Consider the following 20,601-nt stretch of genomic DNA (forward strand, 5'->3'; position numbering starts at 1 on the left):
GACGCGACGACAATCACGAAGAACACCTGTGACGATTCCTGGACTGCCGGACACCAACAGAACATGAGCAACGACGAGATCTTCGCCGCTGCCTATCGCGAGCACTACTGGGCGGTCAGCCGCTATGTCGCGCGGCGACTGGACGGGCGGAGCGGCGAGGTGGAGGAAGTGGTGGCGGACGTGTTCACGGTGGCCTGGCGCCGCCGGGACGACCTGCCGCCGACCCCGCTGCCCTGGTTGTACGGCGTGGCACGCAACTGCCTGGCCAACGCGGTACGCGGCTATGGGCGACGGCGCAGACTGGTGGACCGGTTGGGCAACGACGACGCCGCGCACGGGCGGCACATCATGGAAAGCCCCGACGCCGAGGGCCCCGGAGCCTGGGTGCACGACGCGCTGGCCCGGCTCTCCCCGGCCGACCGGGAGGTACTGCGCCTGACGGCCTGGGAGGAACTCGGCGTCGACGAGATCGCCGTAGCCCTCGGCTGCGGCAGTCGCGCGGCCGCGATGCGGCTGCACCGCGCCCGGCGGCGGCTGAGGGCCGAGATAGACCACATACAGCCGCCCGCTCACGCCTACGCCCCCGCCGCCGACACGACCCCCGGGAAGGAACACCGCCATGGCTGACGAACTCGAACTCCTGCGCACCGCCAACCCGGTCCCGGCCGAAGGCGGCCGCTACGCCGACGGGCCGCTGGACCACCACGCCGAACGGCGGCTCAACCGCCTCCTGCACGACGAACACCCGCACACGCGCACCGCCCGCCGCCGGCCGGTCCGGCTGATCTGGGGGCTGGCCGCCACCGCGGTGGTCGCCGCGCTGTCCCTGACCGCGCTGCTCGGCGGCCCCGGAAGCACCCCCGCGATCGCCGCCCCACGCCCGCTGGCCGTGCACGCCCGGTCGGTGCCGGTGCCGCTGGCCGAGGTGGCGGAGCTGGCCCGGGCGGCCGCGACGGACGGCGAACCGAAGCTCCGCAAGGGCACGCACACCCAGTCGTGGAGCCTCGGCATGAGCGACAAGGCGCCGCCGGTCACCCTCCCGCACGAAACGGTGGTGCGCTGGAACGCCGACGACAGCCACACGGAGCTCGTCGTGGCGACCGACCCGCGCCACCCCGGCCGCCCGGTGCTCAGCGACGAGGGCGACGAGCCGCACCTGGTCGAGGACGGGCACGTGATCAGCCGGACGACCTACCCGCCGAGCTGGAGCGACGCCCCGCCCCAGGCACCGCCCCCGCACGACGCGAAGGGACTGCTCGCCTATCTGAAGGAGACGGCCCACCCTCTCGCCCGCACAGCGCCCGACGGCCCTCCCAGCACTCCCACGCTCATCGACGCCGTCATCACCACGCTGGACACCTGGACGCTCGGCGCCCGCGAGACGGCGGCACTGCTCCAGGTGCTCGCGGAGCGCAAGGACCTGAGGCCCGTCGGTCAGGTGACGGACAGGCTCGGGAGGACCGGCCAGGCGTACGTCTGCACGGGGGAGTACACCCGCCAGATGCTCATCCTGGACCCGACCTCCGGCACTCCGCTCGGGGTGGAGTACACCTTCACCAAGCCCGACCCTCAGTTCGGTGTGAAGGCCGGGGACGTCATGTCGTACGGCGTGTGGATGCGCTGACCGCACCGGGTACGGCTCACCGCCCCCGCCGCGGACGCCATACCCGCACCGCGCGCCGAGCCACCGGGTGCGGTCGGGCGCCCGCTGCCCGCATCACCGACCGGAGCAGGGCCGCGGAGGCCAACCGGTTCGCCGCGGCGACCGGCAGCGCCCGCCGTGGACGCGGCCCACGTGCCCGGCCGAGCACCGCCCGCACCGAGAAGGTCCAGGTCAGCCGGGAGGTGACCTGGACCGACGCGACTCTTCTCGTCACTCGTCCCATGCCTGGATCATGATCTGCTCGGTGATCTTCCCGTCCCGCAGCGTGATCATCGACTCGGACATGACCCGGACGCCGTCCGCGTACTCGCAGGACTCGGTGAAGGCGGCGTGGTCGCCCTGGATGATGCACCGGTCCAGCTTGTGCGTCATGTCGCGGCCGTAGACGTCGTCGAGCATCTCGGCGATGTCGGGCCGGCCGTGCAGGACCTTGGGGTGGCTGGGCTGGGTGTTGCGGTCGACGATGCGGATCTCCGCGTCGTCCGCGTAGAGCGACAGAAGGATGTTCCCGGTGTTGCCCTCTATGCCCCTGCGCAAGGTGTCGGCGTCGAAGCCGGAGCCCGTCGTGCCCATGGTGACCTCCTTCAGGAGCCCGCGGACCGAGGAGAGCGGATCGAAGAGACCGGACCGGGCGGACCCCTTCTTCGAGGCTCCTCCGCACCGGCGGCCGCGGCAAGCGCAGCCGCGCGACGGTCCGCCTGACGGGTGAGCGGGGCCGGGTGGCCGTGTCCGCACGAGTCCGAGCACGTTGCTCAGAGCATGATCTCAACACGACGTATCGTCGCCGCCATCGGTCTCGCCGTGGGCGTCACGGGCCTGGCCGCACCGCTGGCGAACGCCGCCGAAGCCACCGCACAGAACACCGGCAAGGTCGAGCCGGTGGCCATGCTCGACGCACTCGCCACCAGCGAGATCCCGGCGGAGTACCAGGGAAAGCTCCCGCGGGTCGCCGAGCAACTGCACTCCACGAACGGGCTGAACGACCTCAACCAGCTGAACCAGCTCCACCAAGTCACCGACCTGGTCGCCCCGGTGACCGGCCTGTTGCCCGCCGTGCAGTGACGAACGCGTAGGGTCGGGGAACGCGTAACGAGTCGACGGAAGGGGCCAGGCCATGGCGCAGGAAGTACGCGGCGTGATCGCACCGGGCAAGAACGAACCGGTCCGGGTGGAGACCATCGTGGTACCGGATCCCGGGCCCGGCGAGGCCGTCGTACGTGTCCAGGCCTGCGGTGTCTGCCACACCGACCTGCACTACAAGCAGGGTGGCATCAATGACGAGTTCCCCTTCCTGCTCGGCCATGAGGCGGCCGGTGTGGTGGAGTCGGTGGGAGAGGGGGTCACCGAGGTCGCGCCCGGTGACTTCGTGATCCTCAACTGGCGTGCCGTGTGCGGCCAGTGCCGGGCCTGTCTGCGCGGCCGGCCCTGGTACTGCTTCAACACCCACAACGCCACCCAGAAGATGACCCTTGTCGACGGCACCGAGCTGTCCCCGGCGCTCGGCATCGGCGCGTTCGCCGAGAAGACCCTGGTCGCGGCCGGACAGTGCACCAAGGTCGACCCGGCCGTCTCCGCGGCCGTGGCCGGGCTCCTCGGCTGCGGTGTGATGGCCGGCATCGGCGCCGCCATCAACACCGGCAACGTCGGCCGGGGCGACAGCGTCGCGGTCATCGGCTGCGGCGGCGTCGGTGACGCGGCGATCGCCGGATCGCGGCTCGCCGGCGCGGCGAAGATCATCGCGGTGGACGTCGACGCCCGCAAGCTGGACAAGGCCCTCGCCATGGGAGCCACCCACGCGATCGACTCCACCAAGAGCGACGCCGTCGAGGCGATCCGCGAGCTGACCGGCGGCTTCGGCGCCGACGTGGTGATCGAGGCGGTCGGCCGCCCCGAGACGTACAAGCAGGCGTTCTACGCCCGCGACCTGGCCGGCACGGTCGTCCTGGTGGGCGTGCCCACCCCGGAGATGAAGCTGGAACTGCCGCTCCTCGACGTCTTCGGACGCGGCGGCGCCCTGAAGTCCTCCTGGTACGGCGACTGCCTGCCCAGCCGGGACTTCCCGATGCTCATCGACCTGCATGTGCAGGGCCGCCTGGACCTGGAGGCGTTCGTGACCGAACGGATCGGACTGGACGACGTGGAGAAGGCGTTCGACCGGATGCACCAGGGCGACGTCCTGCGCTCGGTGGTGGTGTTCTGATGACCACCCGCATCGAACGCCTCGTCACCTCCGGACAGTTCACGCTCGACGGCGGCACCTGGGACGTGGACAACAACGTGTGGATCATCGGTGACGAGCGCGAGGTCGTCGTCATCGACCCGGCGCACGACGCCACGGCCATCGCCGAGGCCGTCGAGGGCCGCCGGGTGACCGCGATCCTCTGCACGCACGCCCACAACGACCACGTCAACGCCGCCCCCGCCCTCGCGGACCTCACCGGGGCGACGATCTGGCTCCACCCCGACGACCTGGCGCTGTGGAAGGCGACCCACCCGGACCGGGAGCCCGACGAGCATCTGGCCGACGGCCAGGTGATCGAGACCGCCGGTGCCGACCTGAGGGTGCTGCACACGCCCGGCCACGCCCCCGGCGCCGTCTGCCTGTACGAACCCGGCCTGGGCACCGTCTTCACCGGCGACACCCTCTTCAAGGGCGGACCCGGCGCCACCGGCCGCTCCTACTCCAGCTTCCCGTTGATCATCGAGTCGATCCGCACCCGGCTCCTCACCCTGCCGCCCGAGACCAAGGTCCTCACCGGCCACGGCGACTCCACCACCATCGGCGCGGAGGCCTCCCATCTGGAGGAGTGGATCGCCCGGGGGCACTGAGCGGGCGGCTCCGGCCGTCCGGCACCTGTTCACGGCTGGGGCAGCGACCAGCGTGCGGAGTGGCCGGGCGGCAGTGCCAGATCCTCGCGCACGGCCGCGTAGTAGCCCTCGCGGCCGGTGCGCTGCCGTGCCAGCAGTGCCTGCCAGGCCTCGGGATCACGCCGTTCCTCCCGCAGGAACCGCTCCATCTCCAGCACGGTCACGACCCACACCCGGGCCTTCTCCACCACGGCCGGGCTGCCCAGCAGGATCAGTGCCTCACCGGCCGGATCCCGGGCCGTGGCCGCCTCGGTCAGCAGCGGCCCCGACTCCTCGGGCGTCAGGGGATGCGGGTGCGGGTCATTGCCGTAGTGCGCGGCGAGCCGGTACGTCAGCGTGACCGAGGCCTTCAGCGTCCGCGCGTAGTCGGCGTAGATCGTGAACCGCCGCTCCTCCCAGCGGGCCGCCCGCTCCCGCCGGAACCGGACCTGATCACCCCGGACCACCACCAGGAACGAGCCGAGCGCACCGATCACGGCGCCGATGAGGGCGGGAAGCTGCTGCACGAACGATGACATGTACACACGCTATCCGTGGCAGCTGCCCGGGAAGCCGGCGTGAAGAACTTCACCGTTCTGGCACAAGACGGACGTCTCGGGCAACCGGTAGTGTCTCGGACTGGTCTAGACGTCAGAGACCACAACGACGCGAAAGGTAATCACCCAGCATGGGGGACATACGCAGACGAAGTGTCATCGCGCTCGGCATCACCGGGCTGGTGGCGCCGATCACAATCGCGCTCACCACGGCACCCGCCCAGGCGGCCACGAGCTGCACCACGCAGGCCGGGCCGTACCAGAAAAAGGTGGAGAAGTTCCTCGGCCGTCCGGTCGACGGGAAGCAGTCCAGCGCCGACTGCAAGGCGATCCGTGCCTTCCAGGGCAAGCACGGCATCACGCCGGCCGCCGGCTACGCGGGCTCCGCCACCTGGGGCGTGATGGATCTCATGAACAAGCAGAAGGCCGTCGGGCACAACCCGAACAAGGACGGCGAGTGCCCGGTGAACAAGGGCCGCATCGCCTGCGTGAACCTGACGCTCCAGCTGAGCTGGATCCAGGACGGCAAGAAGCTGGTCCATGGTCCGGTGCCGGTGCGTACCGGCCGCGACAAGTTCGAGACCCGCACCGGCCTGAAGAAGATCTCGTGGCGCGACAAGGACCACGTGTCCAGCGAGTACCACGTGAGCATGCCGTACAGCCAGTTCTTCGACGGCGGTCAGGCCTTCCATTCGGTCGGTGTCAGCATGTGGAACCCGCCGGGCTCGCACGGCTGCGTGAACATGACCAGCAAGGACGCCAAGAAGTACTGGTCACTGCTGAAGACCGGCGACGACGTCTTCGTCTACGGCAGCAAGCCGGGCACATGACGGGCCCAGGGCCGTGTCCGGCGGAGTCGAGCGGACCTCGCTCCGCCGGGCCGCCCCCGCGGCCGTCGCCGGTTCGCCCACAGGTGAACTGCCCTTCGGCTCTTGACAGATGGACGTGATGAGTAACACGGTCCGGAATGTCCGTATCGCTCGTACTTGCTCACGAGGCCTTCACGCCGACCCGCATATGCTTCACGGCATGTCCACCACTGTTGAAACCGCCTCCGAGCGATCGGCCGCGGAGGTCAACGAACAGATCCGGGCCCTGTGGCTCCGGTCGGGCGGGACACTGACCGGCGAGCAGCGCGAGGAGTACCAGCGGCTCGTCCTGGAGTGGGCCGCGGCGGCCCCGCAGTAGCCCCGAGGCCGTCCCGGAGACCGCAGGGTCAACTCCACGTGGCCGAGTAGTAACGCTGGTAGGCCCTGCGGTCCTGTTCCGTCCGGATGTACCGCGTCGCCACCAGAGCGATCAGACTGCCCGCGATGACCAGCAGCCCGGGGCCGAGGTTATGGGTGTCGGTGACCCGGGACAGCAACGTCGTCCCGTCCCCCGTGGTGCCGGTGACCGGCGCGGAGGAGCCGGGCGCGGCCGCGCTCGGCGCGACGGCCCCCTGTCCGGCGCCCGCCTTCCGGGGTGCCACGATCAGCTGGACGCCGAGCGCGGACATCGCCTTCGTCACCGGCTGGAAGAACGTCGTACCGCCCGTGGCGCAGTCCCCGCTGCCGCCCGAGGTCACCCCCAGCGCGATGCCGTCCGAGAACAGCGGTCCGCCGCTGTCGCCCGGCTCGGCGCACACATCGGTCTGGATGAGCCCGGTCACCGTGCCCTCGGGATAGTTCACCGTCGCGTCCAGCCCGGTCACCTGACCGTCGTGCAGCCCGCTGGTGCTGCCGCTGCGGAACACCCGCTGCCCGACCTTCGGATCCGCCGCCCCCGTGATCAGCACACCCTTCCCGCCGCCGACGGCGATCACGGCGGCCCCGTCACCGGCCTTGCCGGACTCGTACTGCACGAGGGAGAAGTCACTGCCGGGGAAGTTGGTGAGGGCCGTGCTGCCCAGCCGCTGGTTGCCCTGGTTGTCCGCGAACCAGGTGGTGCCCGCCGGACCGCAGTGTCCCGCGGTCAGGATGAAGTCGCGCTGTCCGTTGGTGACGTTGAAGCCCGCAGAACAGCGACCGCTCGTCGACAGGATCGGCTGCGCCGCGTTCAGGCGCGTGGTGAACCTGCCCCCGGAGCGCCGCATCTGCACGAAGTCGCCCGCATGAGACGCGACTTGGCTCATCCGGGACCAGTCGGCCGCGGACACGGTCCGATCGCCCTCCACCATGACCCGGTTGGTGCGGTAGTCCACCGCCCACGCCGTGCCCGCCACCCGGGGGGCCGAACGCAGCGCGGCGGTGGCCGACTTGAGCTCGTTCATGCTGTGCCGCACGAGCTTCGCCTCGGCCCCGGCCCGCCGCACCGCCGCCGCGGCCCGCTCGTCGGTCACCGCGACCACCGGGCGCCCGTCGGTACCGACCCAGCTGCCCGCCGTACGGCCGCTGCCCAGACCGGACACCAGGGCCGCGCCGGTGTCACCGGCCGCTCGCGGCGAACTGAACGGCACGGCGGATCTGCCGGGAGTCTCGCTCGCCATGGCCGTGGTGACCATCGCGCCTCCCAGGAGGAGTCCGCCGACCGCCGCCAGCTGTGTCACCCGCCGGACGACCCGTCGTCGTGCGTGCCTCATGCATGGCTCCCGAACCCCGAACGCGCGGCCTCAACGCCGCGGGGCCCTCCCGTGGTCGAGTGCCCTTCCTTCATACGCGGCCCGGCGCGCCGGCGTTCACCGTGCCGCCGATCTTCCCGGGGCTCAGCGCTTGCGGGCCACCCCGCCGAACATGGCCACCTCCTCCGGCTCGGCGCCGTCCCCCGGACGCCAGCGCGAGCAGGACACCACGCCGGGCTCCAGCAGGTCGAGACCGTCGAAGAAACGGGCGACGTCCTCGGGGGTGCGCTGGGTGAGCCGGGGCGTGCCGTTCTCGTTCCAGAACTTGACCGCCTCGTCGACGTCCGGCATCGAGGGCGTGGTGACGGTGTGCGACAGCACGAGGTGGCTGCCGGCCGGCAGCCTGTCCATCAGCTCTCGCACCAGCCGGTACGGGTCCTCGTCGTCGGCGACGAAGATCACCACGCCGAGCAGCATCAGTGCCACCGGTTCGCCGAAGTCCAGTGACTCGGCCGCGTGGCCGAGGATCGCGTCGACGTTGCGAAGATCCTCGTCCAGGTAGTCGGTACGGCCCTCCGGCGTGCTGGTGAGCAGGGCGCGGGCGTGGGCGAGCACCAGCGGGTCGTTGTCGACGTAGACGATCCGGGACTCGGGCGCGAGCCCCTGGGCGACCTCGTGGGTGTTGTCGGCGGTGGGCAGACCGGTGCCGATGTCCAGGAACTGGCGTATGCCGACCTCACCGACCAGGTGACGCACGGCCCGGCCCAGGAACAGCCGGTCCGCGCGGGCGTACTCGCCTATGCCCGGGTGCAGTTGGCGTATCTGGTCGCCCGCCGCGCGGTCCACCTCGTAGTTGTCCTTGCCGCCGAGCCAGTAGTTCCAGATGCGGGCCGTGTGCGGCCGGGAGGTGTCGATACGGGCGCGCAGGGACGCCGCGACGTCGTTCGTCACTGCCGGGTTGTCGGTCACTGGGTCAGCTCCTGGGGGACGGATGCGGATGGGGGTGGAGATGGATGGTGATGATGGTGATACGGATGCAGGTGCTGCGATCGCAGGTTCAACAGGCAATCTAGACGCCCGAGTTGATCACGGCGGCCGGTCCGGGCATTTCCGTGCCGGGGGCCAGCCGGGACCAGCTGCGCCCGTCGCCCCAGACCGACTCCGGGCCCACATACGGGCGCAGCAGGGCGGTGAGTACCGGGTCGCCGCGTCCGCCCAGCTCGTCGGAGGCGATCTTGCGGGCGATTCCGGCGAGGAAGTCGGCGATCTGCACGCGCGCGTCCAGCCGCGAATGCACCAGTCGCAGCCCGCCCAGCGCCACGCCCTCCCGCCGCGCCGCCGCCTCGATCCACGCGATCCGCTCCGGGGTCAGCATGTTCTGCCGGTCGTGCACCAGCATGACCGTGCCGAGGCGGGCGCTCCAGTGCGAGGCGGTCCGCACCACGGCCGGCAGCAGGGGGTTGAGCAGGGGCACCAGCACCGGCCCGGTCGCGACCCGCGTCCGGTAGGCGTCCGCGCGGGGCCGGGCCCCGGCGATCCGCCGCAGGACGTCACCCGCGTCCGTCCCGGGATCCGTCCGGCACAGGTCCTCGACGGTCCGGAAGAACGCGGCCACCGGTGACACCTCGTCGTCAGCCGTGCCGTCCTTCGTACGGAGCAGCCGGTTCGCGGCCGTCAGGAACTCCCGCCATCGGGTATCCCCGAAGACCGCCGCCCCCTGCCCGGTCAGCGGTACGGCGTCCGCCGGGTCGTCGAGCAGCAGCCCGACGGTCCGCTGCACGACGAGGTACGCCTTCTCGGTGAGATGTGCGTGGGCCCGGCCATGGACCGGCCCGGCCGGGTCCAGCAGCCATTCCAGCACCGCCCGGTGCTTCTCCCGCAGCAGATGGTTGGCCTTGTACTCCTGCGCCGGGGAGCGGATCCGGTCGCGGATCTCCCGCACGCACGCCTCGGCGTCAGCCATCGGCAGCAGCACGCTCGCGTGCGCGAAGACGTCCGTGTTGCCGCCCAGGAGGTTCTCGCCGTCCGACCCCGACTCGTCGCAGGCGACCTCCGCCACCCCACCGTCCGGCATCCGTTTCGCCTCGCGTACCCCGTCCGCCCGATTCCGGCTCACCGCACAGCCCCCTATCTTGAGCCCCATGACCAGCATCCCGCACGAGACGACAGGTGAACCGAACCCGCTGCGCGCACTGACCCTCGACCGCCTCCGCCGCCGTACCAGCATGAAGTGGCGCACCTATCCGGAAGACGTGCTGCCGCTGTGGGTGGCCGAGATGGACGTGCCGCTCGCCGCCCCTGTGGTGCGCGCGCTCACCGACGCCCTGGAGTTGGGCGACACAGGCTATCCGGCGGGCACCGGCTACGCCGAGGCGCTGGCCGCGTTCGCCGCCCGGCGCTGGGGCTGGACGGGGCTCGCCGTGGAACGCACCGCCATCGTGCCGGACGTGATGCTGGGCGTGGTGGAGATGCTCAAGCTGGTGACCGGGTCCGGCGATCCGGTGATCGTCAACTCGCCGGTGTATCCGCCGTTCTACCAGTTCATCGCGCACATGGACCGACGGGTGCTGGAGTCGCCGCTGGGCACGGACGGCCGTCTCGACCTCGACGGCCTGGAGCGGACGTTCCGGCAGGCCGTCGCCGCGGGCGGGCGGGTCGCCCATCTGCTGTGCAGCCCGCACAACCCGACCGGCACCGTGCACACCGCCGGTGAACTGGCCGCCGTGGCGAACCTCGCCGAACGCTACGGCGTACGGGTCGTGGCCGACGAGATCCACGCCCCGCTGGTCGCCGCCGGGACCGCCTTCGTGCCGTATCTGAGCGTGCCGGGCGCCGAGCGCGGACTGTCGCTGATGTCGGCGTCGAAGGGATGGAACCTGGCGGGACTGAAGGCCGCGCTGGCCGTCGCGGGACCCGGCGCCGCCGCCGACCTGGCCCGGTTGCCCGAGGAGGTCAGTCATGGGCCGAGTCACCTCGGCGTCATCGCCCACACCGCCGCCCTGGCCGACGCGGGGGACTGGCTGGACGCCCTGCTGGCCGGACTGGACGAGAACCGGCGACTGCTCGCCGACCTGCTGGCCGAGCACCTGCCCGCCGTGCGGTACCGCCCTTCCCCGGCCACTTTCCTCGCCTGGCTCGACTGTCGTGGCCTCGGCCTCGAAGACGACCCGGCCGACGTCTTCCTGGAGCGCGGCCGGGTGGCCCTCAACTCCGGGATCCCCTTCGGTACCGGGGGCGCCGGACGAGCACGGCTGAACCTGGCCGCCTCGCCGGAGGTGATCACGGAGGGGGTGCACAGGATGGCCGCCTCCCTGAGGTGAACCGTCCCGGCGGCGGCCCCCGCTCGTGTCCGCGACCTAGACTGCGGGCATGGATGACACGTCGCTGGACCGGCTCGGATCGGGCAAGTACCTGCTGGTCACCAGTTATCGCAAGGACGGCACCACGGTGGCCACGCCGGTGTGGGTGGTACGGGACGGGGACGCGCTGGGCGTCTGGACGGCCGCGAAGTCCTGGAAGGTGAAGCGGATCCGCAGGCGCTCGGACGTCCTGGTCGGACCGTGCGACGTACGCGGCAATCCGACCGGCGACCAGGTCCCGGGCACCGCCCGGATCACCGACGAGGCCACCACCGACCGCTATCGCGGCCTGGTCGCCCGCAAGTACGGCGTTCTCGGCCGCCTCACCCTGCTCGGAAGCCGGCTGCGCAACGGACGAGAAGGCACCGTCGGGATCCGGGTCACCCTGACGCCCTGAGAGCACCGCGGCTCCGTCAGGACGTCAGGGGCCTGCCCGCTACGACGCGTTCAGGACCGTGCCGTCGAGCACCGGCCCACCCGGCACCGGTACGTCGGAGTCGTCGATCCGCTGAAGGCGCAGCGACTCCTCGGGCTCGGCGGTCCGGTCCCGAGCCGTCGGCACGGTGACGTCCACGCCCGTCCGGCCGGCCGGCACGACCGCCCACAGGAGGAGGCGCTCCTTGGACAGCGGACGCTCCGGGTCGGGCGAGTCACCGGTGGTGTCCCGGAACCAGCGTGCGTCCACGTCCTTGGTGGACAGCTCCGGCCCGGTGACCGGGACCGCCGCGAACGTCATCTGGACATCGGTGTCGGCGGTCGCGGACAGCGTCAGCCGCCACTTGAGCGCCGCGCCCTCGGTCACCCGGCCGGCCGTCGGGGTCACGGTGACCGTCGGCGCCGGATCGTCGTCGTGCACGGTGATCCCGCCCCGGTAGGAGCCGACCACGGCGCCGTGGACCGCCTTGACCAGGATGTCGTACGACATGTCGGTGCCGTATCGCTTGTTGCCCCTGACCCGGACCGGCACATCGATCCCGGAGCCGCCCGGCCGCACGGTGACGAGCCGGTCCTTCGTCTCCCCGGTGGCCGGGTCGACGACGTACACGCGCACCTGGCCGCTGCCGTGCCCGGACACCCGGACCGGCACCCGGTAGGTACGGACACCCGAGTCGCCCTCGTTCACCGTGGTGCGGCCGACGTCGACGCGCGGGAGCGCTGCCGCCCGTACCGTGGCGGTGCCGGGCCGCCAGCCCCAGGCGTCCATGAGCCAGGCATGACCCGACCGCGAACGCGGGGTCAGTTCCAGGGATCTGATGTGGCGCAGGTCGAGCCGGGCGCGGCCGGTGGCGGTCAGCGGTACGCGCAGTTCGCGCGCCCAGTACGACGAGGTCCGTTCGCTGCCCGGCAGTCCGTCCACGCGTACCCGGCCGAGGTTCGCCCGGTGGCCGGAGGTGTCGGTGACCGACACGTCCAGCTGGGTTCCGGTGGAGTTCGGGGGCACGAACACCCGCAGGGCCAGGGCCTGGGCGCCGCGCAGCGAGACCGGCCGTGCCGACCGCACGCGCACGGTGTGACCGGCGGAGGTCCAGCGCAGCGCGACCGCGTGCCGCCCGCTCTCCTTGCCGGTCTCCCATGTGGCGAAGTGCGGTGAACTGCCCTTGACGCCCTCGCCCAGACAGGCGGCCGACGGGTTCGGGTCCACCGCGGAGCACAGCCGTCCGCCGGTCACCGTGACCCCGCCGTCCGGCAGGAACCCGGCACCGCGGTTGCCGCCGACCGCGTGGCCGAGAACCCGGGCGGGATCCGCCGACGGGGCCCGCCGTCCCGAGCCGTCGAGCAGCGGGCGAACCCGGTCGTCACCGGCGACGAACAGCCGGGCGGCGGCCGCGATATACGTGGAGCCCGCCCTGTGCTGCAGGTCGGCGGTCAGCCGGGTGGCGGCCCGCTTGTCGCACACCGGGTCCCGCTGGTCCGGGTCGCTCCAGAAGTCGTCCTCGGCGGGAGCCTGCGCCTGCCCCGGGGTCCACTCGGTGTTGAAGAAGTTGTGGTTGGCGCCGATGACATAGACGGCGCTGTGCAGGGCGGTGCCGCGGCCGACCGCACGTGTGCCGTCGACGTACACCTCACCCTGGAGGTCGGAGACGTCTCCGTCGCAGCCCGGCAGGATCGACAGCGACGGCACGTCCGCCACCGGGTTCTGGCCGAAGGCCGTCGGACCGATGAGCACGGTGCCGCGGATGTGCCACCGCACCGGCCCGTGGTAGCCGTCCTGGTCGGCGGGCGGCGGGTACAGGCTGTCCAGCGCGGCCCGGTTCACGCCCTCGCCGCCCCGGGAGTGTCCGACGAGCAGCACCCGGGACAGGTCGGCGCGCGGCGCGCGCCGGACCACCGCCGGTGCCGTCTCGGGGTGTGCGGCCCAGTCGGCCCAGTGCGCGAGGTGGAGCCGTACCAGGGACGAGCGGGCCTGCGCCCCGCCGTCCTCCACGGAGTCCTGGCCGTTGATGCCGTTGGCCGAGATCGACACGGTCACATAGCCCTGCGAGGCCAGCAGCCGCTGGTCGCGCAGATAGCCGCGATGGCTGGGCACCGGCTTGCTTCCCGCCTTGCAGGGCCAGTCGCCGGTGCCTTCGTCACCGCCCCCGGGGGTGTAACAGGTGTAGTGACGGCCGTGCAGGAACAGCGCGAGCGGGCGGCGGCCGGTCGCCGTGGTGGGCGCGACCACCACGGCGCGCATCTCGACCGGCGCGGAGAACCCGGGCAGACGTACGGACTTGAGGGTGTACTCACCGGTCACCGTCCGGTGGGCGCCCGGCCTGCCGGGGTCCACGGGGCCCGCGGGCAGCGGGGCGGGGGGCCGCGCGGCCGGCCGCACCAGACTGCTCGCACCGCTGCGGTCACCGTGGGCGGTGCCGGGTGAGGCGTCCAGTCTGCGTCCGCCGGACCAGACTTCGAGGCCATTCAGGTCGGCGGGCCGGACGCCGTCGAGGCCGAGACGGAACGTGTGCCGGTCCCGCTGTGCCGCCGGGACTCCCAGCAGCCGCTCACCGGTGCGGAACTCGACGCGCGCGTTCCCCATGGGCACCGGCGCGGCGGACCGCCACACCAACTCGGGTGCCGTGGGCTTCCCGGCGATCCGCCAACCGGGTGGCAGGCTTCCGTCGGACGGAGCGGCGGCCGCCGGTGTGCCGGGTGGTGGCTGAGCCTGGGCCGACCATCCCGAGGATCCCGCGGCCACCGCGAGCAACGCGGCGGCGGTGACCCATATTCGCCGGGCACGGACCACTGTTTCCCCTCCTTGAACTCCTGGAACTCCAGGGACCGCGAACCGGGACACCCCGGACGTCCCGGGGGTCCCTCGCGCCCCGGAGGACGGGAAGGGGAAGTTGTGGGTTGCCTGTGAGGATGCCCTGGTCCGGCAGGTCGGCCGAAACCGGGCGGGTCATCGGCCGATCACCGACCGGCGGTCAGGTCCAGGCGCGGTACGGCTCGTCGAGCAGCTGGAAGACGGGCTCGCCGCGCACCGGGTCCTGCGCCGTGGACAGCCGCACCCGGTCCCCGCTGTGGATGCCCACCGGCGGGCCCATGACACGTCCCCTGATGACGAATCCCTCGGCCATCTCGATCAGCGACACATTGCGCGCGGCGGGTGTGTTGCGGTGCACCACGGTCGAGTGCCGGACCGTGCCGGTGCCCTCGCTCTGCTCGGTGCGCAGCTCGCTGCCCTGGCACACCGGGCACAGCAGCCGCTGGTACATGGCGGTGCCGCACCAGGTGCAGCGCTGGTAGACGATCGTGTCCCCGGCGGGGGCGGGGTCGAGGAGACCCGTCGCGGAGCCGGCCGCCGGACGAACGGCGCTCCCTGAGTGGTGGTACACGCTGGTCAACTCCCTGCGGTGGGCCGGAATCCCGCGTGCCGGCGTGAACCGTGCACGCCCATAGGGTATGGCACTCAGTGCCACTCGTAAAGGCACTCCGTACCCAGAATTTCAGCCGACGGCCTCACGGCCGAGGGTGGACTCGATCTCCTGGACCATGCGCCACAGCGGAGTCCCACGCCGGCAGACGAGCACCATCACCTCATCGGTATCGCTGTCGGCATCGGTGGATCCCGCCGCCCTGACGGGCTGTTCCACGCGTTCCGGTACGCCGGACCCTGCGACGGGCTGCCCGAAGGCGGACTGTCCGAAGGCGGCCTGTACGAACCCGAGCGCGTGGTCCACCGTGGTCCCGGCGTCGCCCTCGCCGTCCGAACGCAGCCAGGAGCGGAGCGCGTTGTTGTGCGCCGCGACCACCGCGGCCGCGATCACGTCGGCCCTGAGGTTTCCGTCGGCGCGTCCGGCGAACCGCCCGCGCAGGTAGTCCGCGAGCGCCCGCTCGTAGCGCCACACCACGGACAGCTCGTACGCCCGCAGCCCCGGCACCTGGCGGGTGAGCCGGTAGCGCTGCACCGAGAAGGTGGGGTTCTCGGCGTACATGCGCAGCACCAGCCGGGCCGCGTCGCACACCCGCCGCACCGGATCGAGCTCCCCGTCCCCGCCCCTGTTTCCGTCTCCGCCCCTGTGCCGGTCCCTGCCGTCGGCCGCCAGGAACGCCGTCATGTCGGCGAGACAGCGCTCGTGGTCGGGGAAGACCACGTCTTCCTTCGAGGGGAAGTAACGGAAGAACGAACGCCGCCCCACCCCGGCGAGCGCCACGATGTCGTCGACGGTGGTCTGCTCGTAGCCGTGTTCCAAAAACAGCTGGAAGGCCGCCGCGACCAGGGCGTCCCGCATGGGCGGCTTCGCGGGCGGTGCCGCGCTGCTGGAGCTCATGGACGGGAACGTAGCATTCAGTCGGGGGATATGGCACTCAGTGCATACTGACGAGGGAACTGAGTGCTTTCTGTGGTCCTGCCGCCCGAGGAGTCCCCTATGTCCGCCGGTCGCCCCGCCCGCCCCCGCCTGCTCTACGTCACCGACCTCGCGTACCAGGCCCGCGGGCGCCGCTACTGCGACGAGGACATCTTCCTCACCTCCCGGCTCGCCGCCCACTTCGACCTCGCCCTGTGCCCTCCCACGGCCGCCGCCGCGCTCATGGACGGCTTCGATGCCGTCGTCGTCCGCAACAGCGGGCCGGTCCTGGCCCACCAGGAGGCGTACCGGGCCTTCCGTGACCACGCGCTCGCCACCGGAGCACGCGTCTACAACCAGCTCACCGGCCGGGCGGACATGGCCGGGAAGCAGTACCTGATCGATCTGACCGAGGCGGGCTTCCCTGTCATCCCCACCGTGGACCGCGCCGAGGACCTGCACCGGCTGCCCGCCGCCGAGCGCTACGTCGTCAAGCCCAGGCTGGGCGCCGACTCCATCGGCCTGGAGATCGTCCTTGCCGACCGGCTGCCGGACCTGGCAGACCGGACCGTGCTCGTTCAGCCGTACGTCGACTTGGCCTACGAGGTGTCCTTCTACTTCGTCGACCACGACTTCCAGTACGCCCTGCACGCGCCCGACCCCGCGCGGCGCTGGCGGCTGGAGCGGTACGACCCGACCGCCGACGACCTGGAGTTCGCCCGCCGCTTCATCGACTGGAACGCCATCGAGCACGGCATCCAGCGCGTCGACGCCTGCCGCGCCCCCGACGGGCGCCTCCTGCTGGTCGAGCTCGAGGACCTGAACCCGTACCTTTCCCTGGACGCCCTCACCCCCGAGACCAGGGACGCGTTCGTCGTCGCCATGACGGAGTCCGTGCACCGGTTCCTGACCGGCGTCCGCGGCCCCGCGTCCGCGACGGTTCACACCAAAACAACGACGAACCTCTGACTCAGGCCACTAGGAGAGCACGGCCGCCGGGACCACCAGGTCGGCCCGGTCCCGGGTCGTCGCGACGAGGTCGGCGTTGCGCTGGTCGGTGCCCAGCACCCAGGCCACGGCGGCCGCGTGCGGCTTGCCGAACTCCTCGTGGCGGGCGACGAGCCGACGGATCCGTTCCGTCTCGTCCAGCTCGCAGAACCACACCTCGTCCAGACAGGGCCGTACCCGTGCCCAGGAACCCGTCTCCAGCAGCAGGTAGTTGCCCTCGGTCACGACCAGCCGGGCCGACGGCGGCACCGCGACGGCGCCCGCGAGCGGCTGTTCCAGAATCCGCTCGAACGCCGGCGCGTAGACCACCTCGCCGCGCTCCTCGCGGAGCCGGCGCAGCAGTGCCGCATAGCCCCCGGCGTCGAAGGTGGCGGGCGCGCCCTTGCGGTCCCGCAGCCCCAGCCGGTCCAGTTCGGCGTCGGCGAGATGGAAGCCGTCCATGGGGACATGCGCGGCGAAGGGACCGCCGGTGGCGTTCAGCTCGCCCACCAGGCGTTCCGCGAGGGTCGTCTTTCCCGCGCCGGGGCCGCCGGCGATACCGAGCAGCGCACGCGGCCGGTGCTCGGCGAGGGAGCGGGCGCGGCGCAGCAGGTCGTCGAAAGTCAGGGGCACGCGGGAGAGTGTCGCACCGGCGGCCGGCCACCGTTCCCGACGTGTGGCCTTCGACACCCGGTAGTCCGCGCCGCTCGGGGAAGAGGCTCGACATGACGGAGTTCGGTCTGCCCGACACCATTCTGGCCTGTCTCTTCGATCTCGACGGAGTCGTCACCAAGACGGCCGTCGTGCACGCGGCCGCCTGGAAGGAGGCGTTCGACGCGTTCCTTGCGGACCGCGGCGGCGGCCGCCCCTTCGACCCGGTCGCGGACTACGACGAATACGTGGACGGACGCCCGCGCGCCGACGGGGTCCGCGCCTTCCTCGGCTCCCGTGGCATCGAACTGCCCGAGGGCGACCCCGACGACCCGCCGGGCAACCGCACCGTCCACGGCCTCGGCAACCGCAAGAACGAACTGCTCCTGGCGAGGATCCGCAGCGACGGCGTCGAGGCCTACGACGGAACCCTGCGCTACATCGAGGCGGTCCGTGCCCGGGGACTGCGCACCGCGATCGTCTCGGCCAGCGCCAACTGCCGCGACGTACTGCGCTCCATCGACGCCGAACACCTCTTCGACGTGCGGATCGACGGGCTCGTGGCAAGCGAACGGCGGCTGCCCGGCAAGCCGAGCCCGGACACCTATCTGGCCGCCGCCCGCGACCTCGGCGTCCCGGCCGCACGGGCCGCGGTGTTCGAGGACGCGCTCGCTGGTGTCGAGGCGGGTCGCGCGGGCCGGTTCGGCCATGTGGTCGGCGTCGACCGCACCGGGCAGTCCGACGCGCTGTACGCGCACGGCGCCGACGTCGTCGTGGCCGACCTCGCCGAGCTGGGAGGCGAGCGGTGATCACCCACCGGGCGTACACGGTCGAGCCGTGGGCGGTGCGCGAGACGGAACTCCACCTCGATGTGCTGGCCCAGAGCGAGTCGGTGTTCGCCCTGTCCAACGGTCATGTCGGCTGGCGCGGCAACCTGGACGAGGGCGAGCCGCACGGCCTGCCCGGCAGCTATCTCAACGGTGTGCACGAACTGCACCCGCTGCCGTACGCCGAGGCGGGCTACGGGTATCCGGAATCGGGCCAGACGGTCATCAACGTCACCAACGGCAAGATTCTTCGGCTGCTCGTGGACGACGAACCGTTCGACCTGCGCTACGGCCGTCTCGTCGCCCACGAACGCGTCCTCGACCTGCGCCGGGGCGTACTGGAGCGGACCTGCGAGTGGACCTCGCCCGCGGGTTCGACGGTCCGGGTGCGGTCGACGCGGCTCGTGTCGCTGGCCCAGCGGGCGGTGGCGGCCGTGGCGTACGAGGTGGAGGCCGTCGACAGCACGTCCCGGGTGGTGATCCAGTCGGAACTGGTCGCCAACGAGCAACTGCCCGCCTCGGACGGCGACCCGCGCACGGCGGCCGCGCTGCACTCGCCGCTGGAACAGGAGGACGACTTCGCCTCGGGCCTGCGGCTGCGCCTGGTGCACCGCACCCGGCGCAGCGGGCTGCGGGTGGCGGTGGCCGCCGACCACACCGTCACCGGCCCCGAGCGGACCACCACGCGCGCCGAGAGCGACACGGACGTGGCCCGGCTGACCGTGACCTCCGTCCTGGAGCCGGGGCAGCGGCTGCGCGTGGAGAAGCTCGTCGCGCACGGCTGGTCCGGCGCCCGCTCGCTGCCCGCGATGGCCGACCAGGTGGACGCGGCACTGGCCGCCGCCGCGCACGACGGCTGGTCCGGGCTGCTCGACGCGCAGCGCGCGCATCTGGACGACTTCTGGGACCGCGCGGACGTCGAGGTGGACGGCGACGAGGAGATCCAGCAGGCCGTCCGCTTCGCCCTGTTCCACGTCCTCCAGGCCGGGGCGCGGGCCGAGGAGCGGGCGATCCCCGCGAAGGGACTGACCGGCTCCGGATACGACGGGCACACCTTCTGGGACGCCGAGATGTTCGTGCTGCCCGTCCTCACCCACACCGCTCCGGCGACGGTCGCGCAGGCCCTGCGCTGGCGCCACCGCACCCTGCCCGTGGCCCGGGAACGCGCGGCCCAACTCGGCCTGGAGGGGGCCGCGTTCCCCTGGCGCACCATCGAGGGTTCGGAGGGGTCGGCGTACTGGCCGGCCGGCACCGCCGCCTTCCACGTGAACGCCGGCATAGCCGACGCCGTCGTCCGTTACGTCGAGGCGACGGGCGACACGGCCTTCGAGCGGGAGGCCGGTGTGGAACTGCTGGTCGAGACGGCCCGTCTGTGGCGGTCGCTCGGCCACCACGACCACCACGGCGTCTTCCACATCGACGGCGTCACCGGCCCCGACGAGTACAGCGCGGTCGCCGACGACAACACGTACACCAACCTGATGGCACGGGCGAACCTGCTCGCGGCGGCCGACGTCGTCGCACGGTACCCGGGCGAGGCGGACCGGCTCGGCGTGGACGAGGAGGAGAGCGCCGCCTGGCGCGACGCCGCCGGGGCCGTGCACGTCCCCTACAACCACGAACTCGGTGTCCACGAGCAGCACGCCGGGTTCACCCGCTACCAGCGCTGGGACTTCGCGGGCACCCGCCCCGACCAGTACCCGCTCCTGCTGCACTTCCCCTACTTCGACCTCTATCGCAAGCAGGTGGTCAAGCAGGCGGACCTGGTGCTGGCCATGTACACCTGCGACGGGTACTTCGACGAGGACCACATCGCCCGCAACTTCGCCTACTACGAGCCGCTGACCGTACGGGACTCGTCCCTGTCCGCGTGCTGCCAGGGGGTGGTGGCGGCTCGCGCGGGCCATCTGCGGCTCGCCTACGACTACGCGGCCGAGGCCGCCCTGATGGACCTCGCCGACCTGGAGCACAACACCCGGGACGGCCTGCACATCGCCTCGCTGGCGGGCACCTGGATGGTGCTGGTCGCCGGCTTCGGCGGGATGCGCCGTTCCCCGGACACCCTGCGGTTCGCCCCACGGCTGCCGGAGCGGCTGCGGCGACTGGCCTTCCGGCTGGAGTACCGGGGCCGTCGGCTGCGGGTGGAGATCGAGGCCGACAAGGCCGTGTACACGCTGCTGGACGGCACACCGTTGACGATCCGTCACCACGGCGAGTCACTCACCCTGTCCGCCGACGGGCCGGCGGTACGGTCGGTGCCCGCGCAGGTTCCCCGCCCGTCCCCCGAGCAGCCACCGCACCGCGCGCCCAACGGCGGTTGACCTCACGGTGTGAGTAGCGTCCTTCGCATGGCCGTACCTATGCGGTGGACACCTCCGATACGGGCTAGTTTTGCCGTGTTC

General features: G+C 71.9%; 22 protein-coding genes. 12 read left to right on the top strand and 10 right to left on the bottom strand.

From position 1 onward, the window contains the following. Positions 1 to 63: 63 nt before the first annotated feature. The gene (locus ACIPK3_RS07800) at positions 64 to 627 is read left to right on the top strand and encodes an RNA polymerase sigma factor (RefSeq protein WP_402567224.1); all 564 of its coding nucleotides are present in this window, start codon (positions 64 to 66) and stop codon (positions 625 to 627) included. Then, positions 620 to 1,624, top strand: a complete 1,005-nt coding sequence (locus ACIPK3_RS07805; RefSeq protein WP_402567225.1) for a CU044_5270 family protein — start codon at positions 620 to 622, stop codon at positions 1,622 to 1,624. Before ACIPK3_RS07800 ends, ACIPK3_RS07805 begins: the two co-directional genes overlap by 8 nt. A gap of 16 nt (positions 1,625 to 1,640) precedes the next feature. Here the strand turns inward: ACIPK3_RS07805 and ACIPK3_RS07810 are convergent, their stop codons facing one another. Continuing rightward, entirely contained in the window at positions 1,641 to 1,886 is a 246-nt protein-coding gene (locus tag ACIPK3_RS07810) for a hypothetical protein (RefSeq protein WP_402567226.1), read from the bottom strand. Further along, positions 1,874 to 2,236: a nuclear transport factor 2 family protein gene (locus ACIPK3_RS07815; RefSeq protein WP_402567228.1), complete on the bottom strand. Its 363-nt coding sequence runs from the start codon at positions 2,234 to 2,236 to the stop codon at positions 1,874 to 1,876. The genes ACIPK3_RS07810 and ACIPK3_RS07815 overlap by 13 nt, the downstream gene beginning before the upstream one ends. 186 nt (positions 2,237 to 2,422) lie before the next feature. Between ACIPK3_RS07815 and ACIPK3_RS07820 the strand changes: the two genes are divergently transcribed. From ACIPK3_RS07820 to ACIPK3_RS07830, 3 genes are read left to right on the top strand one after another with little or no spacing between them, the layout of a single operon-like run. Further along, positions 2,423 to 2,725 carry a hypothetical protein gene (locus ACIPK3_RS07820; protein ID WP_402567229.1) on the top strand — a complete coding sequence of 101 codons (303 nt, stop codon included), beginning with the start codon at positions 2,423 to 2,425 and terminating at the stop codon, positions 2,723 to 2,725. A 52-nt stretch (positions 2,726 to 2,777) separates the two neighbouring features. Then, the gene (locus ACIPK3_RS07825) at positions 2,778 to 3,863 is read left to right on the top strand and encodes an S-(hydroxymethyl)mycothiol dehydrogenase (RefSeq protein ID WP_402567230.1); all 1,086 of its coding nucleotides are present in this window, start codon (positions 2,778 to 2,780) and stop codon (positions 3,861 to 3,863) included. Continuing rightward, entirely contained in the window at positions 3,863 to 4,492 is a 630-nt protein-coding gene (locus ACIPK3_RS07830; RefSeq protein WP_402567232.1) for an MBL fold metallo-hydrolase, read from the top strand. Before ACIPK3_RS07825 ends, ACIPK3_RS07830 begins: the two co-directional genes overlap by 1 nt. 29 nt (positions 4,493 to 4,521) lie before the next feature. Here the strand turns inward: ACIPK3_RS07830 and ACIPK3_RS07835 are convergent, their stop codons facing one another. Continuing rightward, entirely contained in the window at positions 4,522 to 5,049 is a 528-nt protein-coding gene (locus ACIPK3_RS07835; protein WP_402567233.1) for a hypothetical protein, read from the bottom strand. Between the two features lie 149 nt (positions 5,050 to 5,198). Between ACIPK3_RS07835 and ACIPK3_RS07840 the strand changes: the two genes are divergently transcribed. Further along, positions 5,199 to 5,897 carry a L,D-transpeptidase family protein gene (locus ACIPK3_RS07840; protein WP_402567234.1) on the top strand — a complete coding sequence of 233 codons (699 nt, stop codon included), beginning with the start codon at positions 5,199 to 5,201 and terminating at the stop codon, positions 5,895 to 5,897. A gap of 199 nt (positions 5,898 to 6,096) precedes the next feature. Next, a complete protein-coding gene (locus ACIPK3_RS07845; protein ID WP_402567875.1) occupies positions 6,097 to 6,255 on the top strand; it encodes a hypothetical protein in 159 nt (52 codons plus the stop codon). Between the two features lie 28 nt (positions 6,256 to 6,283). On the opposite strand, the gene ACIPK3_RS07850 is transcribed toward ACIPK3_RS07845, so the two are convergent. From ACIPK3_RS07850 to ACIPK3_RS07860, 3 genes are all read right to left on the bottom strand, one after another. After that, positions 6,284 to 7,627 (bottom strand): S1 family peptidase, encoded by a 1,344-nt coding sequence (locus ACIPK3_RS07850; RefSeq protein ID WP_402567236.1) that lies wholly within the window; start codon positions 7,625 to 7,627, stop codon positions 6,284 to 6,286. Between the two features lie 123 nt (positions 7,628 to 7,750). After that, a complete protein-coding gene (locus tag ACIPK3_RS07855) occupies positions 7,751 to 8,575 on the bottom strand; it encodes an SAM-dependent methyltransferase (RefSeq protein WP_402567237.1) in 825 nt (274 codons plus the stop codon). Between the two features lie 100 nt (positions 8,576 to 8,675). After that, positions 8,676 to 9,722 carry a hypothetical protein gene (locus tag ACIPK3_RS07860; RefSeq protein ID WP_402567239.1) on the bottom strand — a complete coding sequence of 349 codons (1,047 nt, stop codon included), beginning with the start codon at positions 9,720 to 9,722 and terminating at the stop codon, positions 8,676 to 8,678. Positions 9,723 to 9,747: 25 nt separating this feature from the next. On the opposite strand from ACIPK3_RS07860, the gene ACIPK3_RS07865 reads away from it, so the two are divergent. After that, positions 9,748 to 10,926 carry a MalY/PatB family protein gene (locus tag ACIPK3_RS07865; protein WP_402567241.1) on the top strand — a complete coding sequence of 393 codons (1,179 nt, stop codon included), beginning with the start codon at positions 9,748 to 9,750 and terminating at the stop codon, positions 10,924 to 10,926. 49 nt (positions 10,927 to 10,975) lie between these two features. Next, the gene (locus ACIPK3_RS07870) at positions 10,976 to 11,362 is read left to right on the top strand and encodes a PPOX class F420-dependent oxidoreductase (RefSeq protein ID WP_402567243.1); all 387 of its coding nucleotides are present in this window, start codon (positions 10,976 to 10,978) and stop codon (positions 11,360 to 11,362) included. 39 nt (positions 11,363 to 11,401) lie between these two features. Here the strand turns inward: ACIPK3_RS07870 and ACIPK3_RS07875 are convergent, their stop codons facing one another. The 3 genes from ACIPK3_RS07875 to ACIPK3_RS07885 form a co-directional block, all read right to left on the bottom strand. After that, complete coding sequence (locus ACIPK3_RS07875; RefSeq protein WP_402567244.1) at positions 11,402 to 14,188, bottom strand: hypothetical protein; 2,787 nt, start codon at positions 14,186 to 14,188, stop codon at positions 11,402 to 11,404. Positions 14,189 to 14,369: 181 nt separating this feature from the next. Beyond that, positions 14,370 to 14,780 carry a Zn-ribbon domain-containing OB-fold protein gene (locus tag ACIPK3_RS07880; RefSeq protein ID WP_402567246.1) on the bottom strand — a complete coding sequence of 137 codons (411 nt, stop codon included), beginning with the start codon at positions 14,778 to 14,780 and terminating at the stop codon, positions 14,370 to 14,372. A gap of 111 nt (positions 14,781 to 14,891) precedes the next feature. Continuing rightward, positions 14,892 to 15,716 carry a TetR family transcriptional regulator gene (locus ACIPK3_RS07885; RefSeq protein WP_402567247.1) on the bottom strand — a complete coding sequence of 275 codons (825 nt, stop codon included), beginning with the start codon at positions 15,714 to 15,716 and terminating at the stop codon, positions 14,892 to 14,894. A gap of 99 nt (positions 15,717 to 15,815) precedes the next feature. Between ACIPK3_RS07885 and ACIPK3_RS07890 the strand changes: the two genes are divergently transcribed. Continuing rightward, positions 15,816 to 16,703: a hypothetical protein gene (locus ACIPK3_RS07890; RefSeq protein ID WP_402567249.1), complete on the top strand. Its 888-nt coding sequence runs from the start codon at positions 15,816 to 15,818 to the stop codon at positions 16,701 to 16,703. A 9-nt stretch (positions 16,704 to 16,712) separates the two neighbouring features. On the opposite strand, the gene ACIPK3_RS07895 is transcribed toward ACIPK3_RS07890, so the two are convergent. Further along, the gene (locus ACIPK3_RS07895) at positions 16,713 to 17,354 is read right to left on the bottom strand and encodes a nucleoside/nucleotide kinase family protein (protein ID WP_402567251.1); all 642 of its coding nucleotides are present in this window, start codon (positions 17,352 to 17,354) and stop codon (positions 16,713 to 16,715) included. A gap of 92 nt (positions 17,355 to 17,446) precedes the next feature. Here ACIPK3_RS07895 and ACIPK3_RS07900 point away from each other — a divergent pair, with 92 nt between their 5' ends. Together ACIPK3_RS07900 and ACIPK3_RS07905 are read left to right on the top strand one after the other, a co-directional pair. Further along, positions 17,447 to 18,181: an HAD family hydrolase gene (locus ACIPK3_RS07900; protein WP_402567252.1), complete on the top strand. Its 735-nt coding sequence runs from the start codon at positions 17,447 to 17,449 to the stop codon at positions 18,179 to 18,181. Further along, a complete protein-coding gene (locus ACIPK3_RS07905) occupies positions 18,178 to 20,520 on the top strand; it encodes a glycoside hydrolase family 65 protein (protein ID WP_402567254.1) in 2,343 nt (780 codons plus the stop codon). The genes ACIPK3_RS07900 and ACIPK3_RS07905 overlap by 4 nt, the downstream gene beginning before the upstream one ends. Positions 20,521 to 20,601 lie beyond the last annotated feature (81 nt).

The sequence above is a fragment of the Streptomyces sp. NPDC086787 genome, assembly GCF_044745865.1.
Classification (GTDB): domain Bacteria; phylum Actinomycetota; class Actinomycetes; order Streptomycetales; family Streptomycetaceae; genus Streptomyces.

Coding starts and splice junctions, on each gene's coding strand:
- ACIPK3_RS07830 (WP_402567232.1), top strand. CDS start 3,863: ATGACCACCCGCATCGAACGCCTCGTCACCTCCGGACAGTTCACGCTC.
- ACIPK3_RS07805 (WP_402567225.1), top strand. CDS start 620: ATGGCTGACGAACTCGAACTCCTGCGCACCGCCAACCCGGTCCCGGCC.
- ACIPK3_RS07800 (WP_402567224.1), top strand. CDS start 64: ATGAGCAACGACGAGATCTTCGCCGCTGCCTATCGCGAGCACTACTGG.
- ACIPK3_RS07820 (WP_402567229.1), top strand. CDS start 2,423: ATGATCTCAACACGACGTATCGTCGCCGCCATCGGTCTCGCCGTGGGC.
- ACIPK3_RS07870 (WP_402567243.1), top strand. CDS start 10,976: ATGGATGACACGTCGCTGGACCGGCTCGGATCGGGCAAGTACCTGCTG.
- ACIPK3_RS07885 (WP_402567247.1), bottom strand. CDS start 15,716: ATGAGCTCCAGCAGCGCGGCACCGCCCGCGAAGCCGCCCATGCGGGAC.
- ACIPK3_RS07845 (WP_402567875.1), top strand. CDS start 6,097: ATGTCCACCACTGTTGAAACCGCCTCCGAGCGATCGGCCGCGGAGGTC.
- ACIPK3_RS07840 (WP_402567234.1), top strand. CDS start 5,199: ATGGGGGACATACGCAGACGAAGTGTCATCGCGCTCGGCATCACCGGG.
- ACIPK3_RS07890 (WP_402567249.1), top strand. CDS start 15,816: ATGTCCGCCGGTCGCCCCGCCCGCCCCCGCCTGCTCTACGTCACCGAC.
- ACIPK3_RS07865 (WP_402567241.1), top strand. CDS start 9,748: ATGACCAGCATCCCGCACGAGACGACAGGTGAACCGAACCCGCTGCGC.
- ACIPK3_RS07850 (WP_402567236.1), bottom strand. CDS start 7,627: ATGAGGCACGCACGACGACGGGTCGTCCGGCGGGTGACACAGCTGGCG.
- ACIPK3_RS07815 (WP_402567228.1), bottom strand. CDS start 2,236: ATGGGCACGACGGGCTCCGGCTTCGACGCCGACACCTTGCGCAGGGGC.
- ACIPK3_RS07810 (WP_402567226.1), bottom strand. CDS start 1,886: ATGGGACGAGTGACGAGAAGAGTCGCGTCGGTCCAGGTCACCTCCCGG.
- ACIPK3_RS07900 (WP_402567252.1), top strand. CDS start 17,447: ATGACGGAGTTCGGTCTGCCCGACACCATTCTGGCCTGTCTCTTCGAT.
- ACIPK3_RS07825 (WP_402567230.1), top strand. CDS start 2,778: ATGGCGCAGGAAGTACGCGGCGTGATCGCACCGGGCAAGAACGAACCG.
- ACIPK3_RS07835 (WP_402567233.1), bottom strand. CDS start 5,049: ATGTCATCGTTCGTGCAGCAGCTTCCCGCCCTCATCGGCGCCGTGATC.